General features: G+C 41.9%; 12 protein-coding genes. 9 read left to right on the top strand and 3 right to left on the bottom strand.

Annotated features, from left to right (window positions below; genetic code table 11):
• Genes lptE through JU57_RS08370 form a run of 8 tightly spaced genes read left to right on the top strand, consistent with a single transcriptional unit; the run spans position 1 to position 8,847 of the window.
• The gene (gene lptE, locus JU57_RS08335; RefSeq protein ID WP_037959541.1) at positions 1-516 is read left to right on the top strand and encodes an LPS assembly lipoprotein LptE; all 516 of its coding nucleotides are present in this window, start codon (positions 1-3) and stop codon (positions 514-516) included.
• Positions 500-2,044, top strand: coding sequence for a GGDEF domain-containing protein (locus tag JU57_RS08340; protein WP_037959543.1), 1,545 nt, complete (start codon positions 500-502; stop codon positions 2,042-2,044). Before lptE ends, JU57_RS08340 begins: the two co-directional genes overlap by 17 nt.
• The gene (locus tag JU57_RS08345; RefSeq protein WP_037959545.1) at positions 2,044-3,198 is read left to right on the top strand and encodes a folylpolyglutamate synthase; all 1,155 of its coding nucleotides are present in this window, start codon (positions 2,044-2,046) and stop codon (positions 3,196-3,198) included. The genes JU57_RS08340 and JU57_RS08345 overlap by 1 nt, the downstream gene beginning before the upstream one ends.
• Positions 3,188-4,087: a peptidoglycan DD-metalloendopeptidase family protein gene (locus JU57_RS08350; protein ID WP_037959546.1), complete on the top strand. Its 900-nt coding sequence runs from the start codon at positions 3,188-3,190 to the stop codon at positions 4,085-4,087. The genes JU57_RS08345 and JU57_RS08350 overlap by 11 nt, the downstream gene beginning before the upstream one ends.
• Complete coding sequence (locus JU57_RS08355) at positions 4,027-4,419, top strand: polymer-forming cytoskeletal protein (protein WP_037959548.1); 393 nt, start codon at positions 4,027-4,029, stop codon at positions 4,417-4,419. Before JU57_RS08350 ends, JU57_RS08355 begins: the two co-directional genes overlap by 61 nt.
• The gene (gene mfd, locus JU57_RS08360; protein WP_037959550.1) at positions 4,420-7,389 is read left to right on the top strand and encodes a transcription-repair coupling factor; all 2,970 of its coding nucleotides are present in this window, start codon (positions 4,420-4,422) and stop codon (positions 7,387-7,389) included.
• On the top strand, positions 7,386-8,192 hold the full coding sequence (locus JU57_RS08365) for a TIGR00282 family metallophosphoesterase (RefSeq protein WP_037959552.1): 807 nt from the start codon (positions 7,386-7,388) through the stop codon (positions 8,190-8,192). The genes mfd and JU57_RS08365 overlap by 4 nt, the downstream gene beginning before the upstream one ends.
• Positions 8,185-8,847: a 3-methyladenine DNA glycosylase gene (locus tag JU57_RS08370; protein ID WP_037959555.1), complete on the top strand. Its 663-nt coding sequence runs from the start codon at positions 8,185-8,187 to the stop codon at positions 8,845-8,847. Before JU57_RS08365 ends, JU57_RS08370 begins: the two co-directional genes overlap by 8 nt.
• An 18-nt stretch (positions 8,848-8,865) precedes the next feature.
• Here the strand turns inward: JU57_RS08370 and JU57_RS08375 are convergent, their stop codons facing one another.
• From JU57_RS08375 to rpmB, 3 genes are all read right to left on the bottom strand, one after another.
• Positions 8,866-9,093: a YdcH family protein gene (locus tag JU57_RS08375; protein ID WP_037959557.1), complete on the bottom strand. Its 228-nt coding sequence runs from the start codon at positions 9,091-9,093 to the stop codon at positions 8,866-8,868.
• 53 nt (positions 9,094-9,146) lie between these two features.
• A complete protein-coding gene (argJ, locus tag JU57_RS08380) occupies positions 9,147-10,337 on the bottom strand; it encodes a bifunctional glutamate N-acetyltransferase/amino-acid acetyltransferase ArgJ (RefSeq protein ID WP_037959559.1) in 1,191 nt (396 codons plus the stop codon).
• Between the two features lie 83 nt (positions 10,338-10,420).
• The gene (gene rpmB, locus JU57_RS08385) at positions 10,421-10,609 is read right to left on the bottom strand and encodes a 50S ribosomal protein L28 (protein WP_012857374.1); all 189 of its coding nucleotides are present in this window, start codon (positions 10,607-10,609) and stop codon (positions 10,421-10,423) included.
• Between the two features lie 248 nt (positions 10,610-10,857).
• On the opposite strand from rpmB, the gene rpe reads away from it, so the two are divergent.
• Positions 10,858-11,499 (top strand): ribulose-phosphate 3-epimerase, encoded by a 642-nt coding sequence (gene rpe / locus JU57_RS08390; RefSeq protein ID WP_037959561.1) that lies wholly within the window; start codon positions 10,858-10,860, stop codon positions 11,497-11,499.
• Positions 11,500-11,501 lie beyond the last annotated feature (2 nt).

Raw genomic sequence — 11,501 nt, forward strand, 5'->3', positions numbered from 1 at the left:
ATGAAACAACTTTTTCTTGGACTCTTAATAGTAGCTTTTATCAGTGGATGCGGCTATAAACCCTCCTCATATTATGCCAAACAAGCATTAGGCGATAAAATCTATGCTGAAGTGACCATCTCAAGACAAGATCCAAGAAACAGTGTTCTCATCAAAGATGCCGTGAATGAAGCTGTTGTGAGTCGTTTTAGTGGCAAATTAGTTGCCAAAGAACAGGCTGAGAGTGTTTTACATGTAAAGATTCAAAGCATCTCTTTTTCACCAACTGTGTATGATACTTATGGGTATGTTATTGCCTATAAAACGACGGTTGTCTTAGCCATGACGTATGAAAATGACGCGAAAAAAGTTGAGAAATTAACAGCAACAGGCGAGTATGACTTCTCCATTACCGCTAACAGTGTTATCTCCGACACCAATCGCTTTGAAGCGATTCGATATGCTGCCAATGATGCTTTAGATGAGTTTGTCTCTAAGATTGCGATTAAAGGACTCCGAAATGGCAACAACAATTAATGAAATTATTAGAGATTCGCTCGAGCTTATCAAAGAAGAACATCTTAACTTAACGCCCGATAATTACGCCAAAGTCTTTTGTAAAGTGGCGAAACAAAAGGGTGTCATTGTTGAAGATTGCCAAAAAGTTGATAAATATACTAAAAAACTTGATCCCAATATTGTAGCGGATATGAAGCGTTTTAGTATCAGCAATGTCGATGAACTCCTCGCTTTTTTGGTCGCAAAACTTAATCGTGCCAATGAAGGAGATGCACTTAAAATGGTCAGTTCTTTAGCCATTTTGACCAAACGTGTGCTTCAGGCGATTACCCTTTTGCATGATGCAAAAGCGACCAGCTTGGCGAATGCTTCCCTTGAACGCCTTGATTTTCATCAAAACCTACAGTCCATTGATCTGGTTAAAGAGAAATGGTTTGATTTTATCTCCAACTACGATGATAGCTACCTGAAAAAACTCGATGCTTTTGGGCATGTGAGTAAAGACGATCTTGAAGCAATGGTGCGAGATCTGATTAGAATTTTGAGTAAAGATACCAGTACGGAACTCTATAGAGACATTGTTCCTCTCATTATTGCAACTTTGGTGCCTTCCATTGCCTCTGGCATGAACGATGAACTCGCTGCCATAAGCCATGAATTGCGCAACTCTCCAGATGCTTTGGGGACACCTGCACTTCAAAAAGAGATTAAAACGCTGATTAGCAAGCGCATTGAATTGGATAAAACTGAGGTTCAAAAGAAAATTTCAGCCTTGGATAAAATCCTTGATGAGATCAATAAAAAACTTCTTGAGCTGATCCAAAGCAGCAATCTCAGTCATGAACAGGTCAAAGTCATTAAAGCTGATTTGCAAAATATCAATTTTTCACAGGATAGTTTTGAAAATGTCCATGTCAAGTTACTGAACATTGCCTCTTCTTTAGAAAATGAAACCAAATCCCTTAGCGAGCGAATGGTCAGCAATCAAGAGACCATTACCAAACTTCAAAACCGTGTCACCAAACTCGAATCGGCACTCTTAGTCGCCAAACAAGAGGTGAAAGAGGATTATCTGACCCATGTAGCGACCAAACGTGCCCTTGCCAATGAGATGGGGCGCGTCGAAGATGCGTTTATGCGTTATAAAATCGATTATACGCTCTGTTTTATCGACATCGATCATTTTAAAGTGGTCAATGATACCTATGGGCATGAAGCGGGCGATGTGATTCTCTCTACCGTAGGAAAGATTTTACGTAAATACATTCGCCAAGTTGATTTTGTTGGACGGTACGGTGGAGAGGAATTTTTAGTGATACTTCCCAGTACTGATCTTGCGCAGGCAATTCACTTTGCCGATAAAATCCGCGCGATTGTAGAGCAGTTTAAATTTCTCTATAAAAATGAGCGTATCAACGTGACGGTCAGTTGCGGTGTTTCACAACGCTCACAGCTAAAGTCCAAAGATGAAACGCTCAGTGCTGCCGATGCCTTTTTGTATAAAGCCAAAGAGGCAGGACGCAATCAAGTGATGCCTGTGCTGTAATGAATTTACACGCTTTTTTAGAGACCAAACCGCTTTTTTACGATGAAATTGATTATGCGCGCATGCCCAAAGCGTATGAAAGCATCGCATCTCATTTTACGCTTCCTAAAATAATTCACCTCGTTGGGACCAATGGAAAAGGAACTACGGGGCGTTTTTTAGCCCATATGCTCAGATCAAACGATTTACATGTAGGACACTATACCTCTCCGCATATTCTTCATTTTAACGAACGCATTTGGATGGATGGAAGCGATGTGGATGATGCTCGTCTTGAAAAAGCGCATCAAACACTGCTCTCTTGGCTTGATCCAGATGTAGCACAAGCGCTCTCGTACTTTGAGTACACCACACTGTTAGCCATGGTTATTTTTGCTTCCCTCTGTGACTATGTTGTCTTAGAAGCAGGTTTGGGTGGCGAGTTTGATGCGACCAATGTCTTTCCAAAATGCCTCTCTATCATCACTCCCATTGGGCTTGATCACCAAACATTCTTGGGTGAAACGATTGAAGAAATTGCTCAGACAAAGATCAACAGTGCTACGGACATCATCGTCTTAGCGAAGCAGTATGATATGAGCGTTTACCCTATTGCCCTCGCAAAATCACAGGTACTTCAAACGCCTCTTTACGAGGTTGAAACTTTTTTTGATGAAGCAAAGTGTGAGACATTAGCGCACTATGGTGTAACACATCATTTGCCACGCTATTTAGAGGAAAATTTTAAAACAGCCCTTTGTGCATTAACCGTTCTTGGGTATGATTGTGATCTTGAAACGTTTTTACCCACTCTTTTGCATGGACGATGCCAAAGAATTTTGCCCAATGTGATCATGGATGTCGGGCACAATGTGATGGCAGCGAAAGCGCTGGTGGAGAGTTTGGGCGGAAAAAAGGTTTTCTTGGTCTATAATAGTTATAAAGATAAAGATTTTAAAACCATTTTAGAGGTTTTAAAGCCAATTATAAAAGCCATCTTAGTGATTGAGATTGAAAGTCCGAGGGCTGCAGATCAAGCGGATTTGTATGAAGCTGCAAAAACATTAGCGCTTCCTATCTCGTCTTTTGAGGCAATACAGAGCGATAAAGAGTATTTGGTTTTCGGCTCTTTTTCAGTTGTGGAAGCATTTTTAAAGGGTTTATGTGAAAAATAAATTTACCGTCACGATTTCCGATGTGCATGGTTCACGACATTTTTTATTGCATCAGTTGATTAAAAAGTTTTTGCTTTATTTTACGCTGTTTGTCGCTTTGTCTATTTTGATTGGAAGCTTTGTCATCTTGTTTTTGATGAAAGAAGTTTCGACGTTGGAAGCCAAAAAAGAGAGTGCAGTTGCAGAACGCAATGAACTCATCCTTCAAAATGAGGAGCTTCAAGCCAAGATTTCTGAAAAAGCGCAAGAGTATGAGAATATTCGTGATAAAATCAGTAATGTGGAAGAGCTTATTGGTCTTCGTGTCAATGAAGAAGAGAGTCTTGATAGTAGGCTTGAAGAGATTGATGTCACGGTTATGGAGCAAAAAACATTTTTTGACAACATCCCCAGTGGCGACGTGATGGCGTATAGCGATGTCTCTTCTCACTTTGGTTGGCGCGAAAATCCTATTTTAAAACGGCGCATTTTTCATGCAGGCATTGATCTTCGTGCTCCCATTGGAACTCCTATTTTAGCACCAGCCGATGGTGTGGTTAAAATTATTCAGTATAATCAGAACAGTGGCTATGGGAATGTGGTCTCTCTCAGTCATAATTATGGATTTGAGAGTTATTATGCACACTTACAAAATAAAATTGTTGTTAAAGAGGGGCAATTTGTTAAAAAAGGCGCTTTGATTGCCTATTCGGGAAACAGTGGTATGTCAACAGGCCCACATTTACATTATGAGATAAAGTTTATTGGGCGTATCCTTGATCCTGAGACATTTTTAAAATGGCGTGGGTCTAATTTTGCTGAAATCTTTAAAAAGGAGAAGAGAGTCACATGGGAATCTTTAATAAAGCTGATCAATACGCAGTACCCGCTTCCGAAACAACCATCGTAGCCAGTGGAGCCAAAATTGAGGGCATTTTTAACTGCCAAACACGTTTACATGTAGACGGCGAGATCATCGGAAAAGTGCTCTCGGACAGCATTGTTACCATTGGAAAGCAAGGACGTATTAGCGGTGAGATTAATGCAAGCCGGTTGATTATCAATGGTCTTTTTGAGGGCAATGCAAATTGTGACAATGTCGAAGTTTTAGAAGGAGGTAAGTTTTTAGGAAAAGTGATTTCCAAAGAGCTTGTTATTGAAGCTAAAGCCATTTTTGAGGGTGAAAGCAAAATTAAAACGCAGAGTGTGGAAGCACCTTCGTATGAAGAACAAAGGGATTGATTGTTACAAGCTGCGTGTTATGAATTTTTACAGACCAAAAATGACCTCCAACTTTTAGGTGTTAAAGGCGAAAAAGAGGCTTTTCTAGCCTCTGAAGTCGCTCTGCTTTTAGGTAAAAAAAGCTATGTGCTTCCCGATCTTAGAGCCAATATGGGTGATGATCTGCTCTCGTTTCATGAAGAGATGGTGGAGCTTTTACGTTCATTGCATGCCTTTTACCAAGACCAATCCACTAAAAAGATATTAATTGCTCCGCTTCGTACCCTTTTAACACCGCTTCCAAAGGCAGAACTCTTTAGCACTTTCTCGTTAGAATTTGGGATGCGTTTGCATCTGGAGCGCTTTCGCGAGCAGATGTTTTACTGGGGGTACTTAGCGGTCGATGTGGTGCAAGGCAAAGGTGAAATCTCCATTCGCGGTGACATCATCGATGTTTTTCCTCCCGATAGTGAAAAAGCACTGCGTCTGAGTCTGTTTGATGATGAAGTAGAGAGCATTCGTTTTTTTGACTGTGAAAGCCAAAAAAGTGAGAAAGAGGAGTTGGAGAGCTACACACTGTTTCCTGCCCTTTTTGCACTCGATGAAGAGCGTCATACGCAAATGCAGAGGCGCATTGATTCCTTAAAAAGTGATAGCTTTACCAAAGATATTCACTCCCTTGGTCTTTGGGTTTTGGGTGAGAGCGGGGCAGTTTATACCGAAAGTTTTAAAACCTATTTGAGTGCAGATGCGCTTGAAGAGCTTAGTGAAATCGCTCTGTTTGATGAAGAAGGGGCACGAAAACTTCAAAATCTTCCTTGCCTCCCTGAAGCAAAACATTATCGCGAAATTGCACCGAGTAACATCAAAACATTTTTAGAACTGCATCAAGCCAAAAAGATTACGATTTTAGCTCGAAACGAAGTACTGTTGCGAATGGTGGATGTAGATTCTTTACATGTAAAATGGATTCAGAGTGATCGCATTGTTAACATCATGAATGCGGAAGAGATCATTCTCTCTCTGAATAAACCTACAACAAAAATCAAACGCAAACGTGCCAATATCGTTCTCGATGAGCTGAAAAATGGCGATTATGTGGTGCACGAAAACTACGGGATTGGTATTTTCAAAGGACTAACCCAAGCGACCGTTTTAGGTGCGACCAAAGATTTTGTTTTGATCGAATATTTGGGGGATGACAAGCTACTCCTTCCTGTTGAGAATTTACATGTAATAGACCGTTACATCGGCGAAAGCGGTGGTTTGGTCAGTGTGGATCGTCTTGGGAAAGGCAGTTTCCAAAAACTCAAAGCCAAAACCAAAGAGCGACTGTTAGAAATTGCCAGTGAAATTATCGCCATTGCTGCCAAGCGTGAGATGGTGGATGGCCTTAGCATCGCCATGGAAGAGGGCGAGATGGTACAGTTTGAAGCCGATGCGGGCTTTGCCTACACGGAAGATCAAAAGAGAGTCATTGGCGAAATTTTAAGCGATTTTAAAAGCGGTAAAATGATGGATCGCCTCCTCAGTGGTGATGTCGGTTTTGGTAAAACCGAAGTGGCGATGAATGCTATTTTTGCCACCATTCGCAATGGTTTCCAAGCCCTGTTAATCGCGCCAACCACACTTTTGTGTTCCCAACATTTTAAAAGTCTCTCAGCGCGTTTTGCCAAGTATAACATCAAAGTAGCGCAACTCGATCGCTTTACGACCGCAGCGCAAAAGCAGGTCATTTTAAAAGAGCTCAAAAGTGGTGCGTTGCAGGTGTGTGTGGGAACGCATTCGCTCTTTGAAGTCGAACTGTTCAATCCAGCTCTTGTCGTCGTCGATGAAGAGCATAAATTTGGCGTCAAACAAAAAGAGAAGCTCAAAAACTTCCGTGAAAACGTGCATATCCTCTCCATGAGTGCCACGCCCATTCCTCGCAGTCTCAATATGGCGCTGAGCTCCATCAAGCAGTATTCCCAACTGCTCACTCCTCCTAACGATAGAGAAGATGTGAGAACCTTTGTCAAAGAGTACGATGCTAAAGTCATTAAAGAGGCGATCATTCGTGAGATGAGACGCGGTGGGCAGGTCTTTTTTGTCCATAATCGCATCGCGACCATTGAAGCCAAACGCAAAGAGTTGCTCTCCATGATGCCAACTCTTCGCATCTTAACGCTTCACTCAGAGATCAGCGCAACGGTGACTGAAAAAGAGATGTTACACTTTGAAGAGAAGGCGTACGATGTGCTTCTAAGTACGTCCATCATCGAATCAGGCATTCATATCCCGAATGTTAACACCATCATTATCGACTCCGCTGATCATTTTGGTATGGCAGATCTTCACCAACTTCGTGGTCGTGTGGGACGTTCACGCCGTCAAGGTTTTTGCTACTTTTTGGTCAAAGAGAAAGAAGAGCTCTCAGAGTCGGCTAAAAAACGCCTCATTGCATTAGAGTCCAATTCGTATCTGGGCAGTGGCTCCATCCTTGCGTACCACGACCTTGAGATCAGAGGTGGCGGTAATTTAGTGGGTGAAGCGCAAAGTGGGCATCTGAAAAATATTGGGTATTCACTCTACTTAAGAATGCTCGAAGATGCCATCAATGCGCTCTTGGGTAAAACACCGATTGCTTCGCGCGAAGTGGATATTAAGCTCTCGATTAGTGCGTTTATCAGTGACAGTTACATTCTTGAAGATCGCGTACGTTTAGAACTTTACAGGCGTCTGAGCAAGTGTGGGACGATTCATGATGTGCTAGAGATCGAAGAAGAGATGGTGGATCGTTTTGGTAAGCTCGACGTTCCAACCAAGCAGTTCTTGCAACTGATTGAGATCAAGATTTTTGCGACAGCTCAGAATATCGTGCTGGTTTCCAATTACGCCCAAAATATCACGATCAAATACGAAGATGAGAAGAAGATCTCCCTGCAATCACGCAGTCGTGACGATGACGATATTATCGCAACCGTGCTGGCACAGCTAAGGGGCAAAGCATGAAAATAGGCTTTATTGGCGACATCGTAGGCAAACCTGGGCGAAGTATGTTGGAGATGTATCTTCGGAAACTTCGCCAAGAGTTTGGGCTTGATCTGGTGATTGCCAATGGTGAAAATGCCAGTCATGGCTTTGGACTTTGCGCGCAACACGCCAAAGAGCTTTTCTCGTATGGCGCGGATATTCTCACCGGTGGAAATCACTCATGGGATAAAAAAGAGATTATTCCTCTTTTAGAGGTAATGCCTATTCTTCGACCTCTTAACTACCCAGAGGGAGTGCCTGGACGAGGCGTGAGCGTTTTACATGTAAACGAAAAAAAGGTCGCGATTATCAATGTGATGGGACACTATGGCATGCCGATGGTGGAAAATCCTTTCTTGCGTGCCCAAAAAGCCGTTGATGAACTTCATGCTGAAGGTATCCAAACCATCATCATTGACTTTCATGCGGAAGTGACTTCGGAGAAGCGCGCAATGCACATGCTTTTAAAAGGAAAGGTGAGTGCCATTTTAGGTACCCATACACACGTAGGAACCGACGATCTTCAAATTGTGGATGGAACATGCTATGTGACCGACGTTGGGCTTAGCGGGGCACGTGATGGCGTTATAGGCATGGATAAAGATGCTCCTCTGAAACGGTTTCTCACAGGACTTCCTGCATCTCTTGAAATTCCTAAAAAATGTAAAAAGATTTTGCAGATGGTCATCATGGAAATCGAAGAGGGCAAATGTGTTGAAGCGTTTAAGCTGCGCGTGTTTGATGACCAAGAGCGCATCATCGCAAGAGCCGTGCATGAATAGTTTTGATCTTTTAGAAGCTCTTAAAACCCAAGGCTATCTTAAAACCACGCGCGATCCTTTGTGGTGGCCGCGCTCTGGCACCTTTTGGGTTGTGATAGGTGCCATCTTAACACAGCAAACCAAATGGGAAAAAGTCGAAGAGAGTATGGGGCATTTGGAAAGCGCAGGCGTTGATAGTTTAGAGAAGCTTGCGACACTTGATCTTGATGTCCTAGCAATGTGCATCAAGCCCAGTGGTTTTTACAACACCAAAGCAAAAAATCTGCATCTTTTAGCCAAAGCCATTCTGGAATCCTTTGGTTCTTTTGAGGTGTTTTGTGAAACGGTTGATCGTGAGTGGTTATTGGCACAAAAAGGGATCGGCGAAGAGAGTGCGGATTCTATTTTATGTTATGCGTGCAAGCAAGAATCTTTGGTAGTAGATGCGTATACTGCGCGTTTGCTTGAAGGTTTTGGGTACAGCTTTGAATCGTACAGTGCACTTCAAGAGTGGATGATAGAAGGGGTTGTGAACCATCAAACCAAAGTCAATCAACTCTACACTAAAGAAATAACACGTAATGAACTTTTTGCACGATTTCATGGAAAGATTGTGGAGTTTTGTAAAGAAAACAGTCGTGGGAAAATAGTCAATGTAGAGCGTTTGGGCATTTAAGCCCAAACAGTAGGTTTCTTAAAGGTTGTGCTCTTTTTTATACGCAACGATCATAGCGTATGCTTCATCTTTCAATCTAAGTTTCTCTTTTTTGAGTACATCAAGATCCGCATCACTCAAATGTTCTCTACCTGCATCAACGTCCGCAATTTTTTGGTCAAGCTCATTGTGTTTTTCAAAAATTTTAGCAAAGTGCGCATTGTCAACTTTAAGTTTTGAGATAATTTCTCTGTATTCGTGTAGCATGATAACTCCTTGTATATTTGTTTTATTGTATCAAAAAGTGCTTAATTTTAGGGCTATGTCCTATAATCTGCATTAATCTCAACGTATTTATGCCCTAAATCACAGCCGTATGCCGTAAAGGAGCTCTCGCCAATTCCCAATTCACAGTGAATGCGAAACGACTCTTTTTTCATAACTGCTGCCGCTTTTTTCTCTGCTTCGGAATCTAAGGAGCGCTGCTCTTTTGAGTAAATTAAGACATCATCATAGTGAATCACAAGGCTCTCTTCGTTACATGTAATGCCACTCGCACCAATGGTTGAAGCGATACGTCCCCAGTTGGGATCTTCACCAAAAAGGGCTGTTTTAACGAGCAAGGAGTTGCTAAGCGCTTTAGCGGCACGTTCAGCTTCTGTTACATTTTTAGCGCCACTGACTTCAAAGGCAACCACTTTCGTTGAGCCTTCCCCATCGCGTACCAGCATTAAACTGAGCTCCTTCGTGATAAGGTGAAGCGCTTCATTAAACGCCTCTTTATGGTATGCGCCACTCTGTTTTGAGCTTAGAAGCAAGACCGTATCGTTAGTTGAGGTGTCACCATCGACGCTGACGGCATTAAAAGAGTGTTCAATCGCAGGCAGTAGCAGTTCATCCATATCGGCTTTTGGGATATTTGCATCGGTAAGAATAAAGCAGAGCATCGTTGCCATTGCAGGATTGATCATCCCTGCACCTTTGCAGATGGCTGCAATATGAAAGAAACTGCCATCGTCTAAAAGGACTTTAAAGCAGAGCTCTTTTTTAAAGCTGTCCGTTGTCATGATCGCAGAGGCTGTCGAATGTGAATCGTTCGCATTAAAATCAAAAAGATCAAACGCGGTTGAGAGTTTCTCAACATTGAGACGATAGCCAATAACGCCGGTTGAGCTCATAATCGGATTATGAATCGATGGAAATTTGGTTTTCAGTATGTCAAAAAGGGTCTCTATATCTTCGATTCCTTTAACACCCGTCATGGCATTGGCATTTTTCGCGTTCATCAAAATGAAATTGGTTTGAAACCCTTTAGGGTAGCGCAAAAAGTGTTTAATGGGTGCCGCTTGAAAAACATTGGTGGTAAAAACAGAGGAGACATCACACAGCTCGTTGGAGCGAATAAACGCAACATCATTAGTGCCGTTTGGTTTGAAACCTGCGTGAACGCCTTGGCAGTAAAAACCAGCTACGTTATCAAGTCCATTTTTAAGCGGGAGAATGGTAAACATGGGTAAATCCTTTAGGATTTTGGTGTGAAAGTGAGTGGTAAAGCAAAATAAAACGCATAAAATTTCCCCGTGAAGGAGAAATTTTAGCCGTTTTTCTTCATGGTACGAAGTGTCGAAGCAGCAATTCTAATTTTCTTAGTCGTTCCATCTTCAAGTGTCACACGGACAGTTCTAAGGTTTGGAAGGAATCTTCTTTTAGTTTTGTTGTTCGCATGGCTTACGTTGTTACCAACCATAGGGCCTTTTCCAGTAAGAGCACATTTTCTTGCCATATCGATATCCTTAAAATTTTTCGTGAATTCTACACGAAACAAGCAAAAGAAACGCTTAATTCAATGCAGCCTGAGATTATATCGAAAATATTATAAATTTTGATACAATTTTGATTTTAGAGTTCTTTCGAACTTTTCATACGCTTTCCAAGCAAAGCTTTGAAAGCTACGTTAACACTGGGTTTTCTTCGGCAGAATGCCCACGCACCTTTTGGTGCTCTTATTTTTTTCATATAAAGGTTTAGCTGATGTTAGTTGCTCCAAGTATCCTTTCTGCTGATTTTGGAAAGTTAAGAGAAGAGATTGTATCGATTTGTGAAGCAGGGTGTGATCTGGTGCATGTGGATGTGATGGATGGGCATTTTGTCCCCAATCTGACCATCGGACCTGTGGTGGTCAGTGCTGTAGCCAAAGCTGCTACTAAACCATTGGACATTCATTTGATGGTTGAAAACAACACTTTTTTTGTCGATCTTTTTGCCCCTTTAAAACCAAAATACATCTCGTTTCACATCGAAGAGGAGAAGCATCCGCACCGTTTGATTCAAAAAATTCGAGATTTGGGTATCTCTCCAGCGATTGTTCTTAACCCTCACACGCCTCCATCCCACATTGAGTATCTGCTTGAAGATTTGGATATGGTGCTTTTAATGAGTGTCAACCCAGGTTTTGGCGGTCAAAAATTTATCCCCAGTGTTTTAGAAAAAGCACCGATTTTAAAAGAGATGATTGTGAAGAAAAATGCCAAAACAGTGATTGAAGTCGATGGTGGGGTTAATAACCACAATATTCACGCTTTAGCCAATGCGGGTGTGGACATCGTCGTTGCTGGCAATTATGTTTTTAGTTCCAGTGATTATAAAAGCGCTATTGATTCGTTAAAAGTCTAAAC

Source organism: Sulfurospirillum sp. SCADC, assembly GCF_000743525.1.
GTDB lineage: Bacteria > Campylobacterota > Campylobacteria > Campylobacterales > Sulfurospirillaceae > Sulfurospirillum.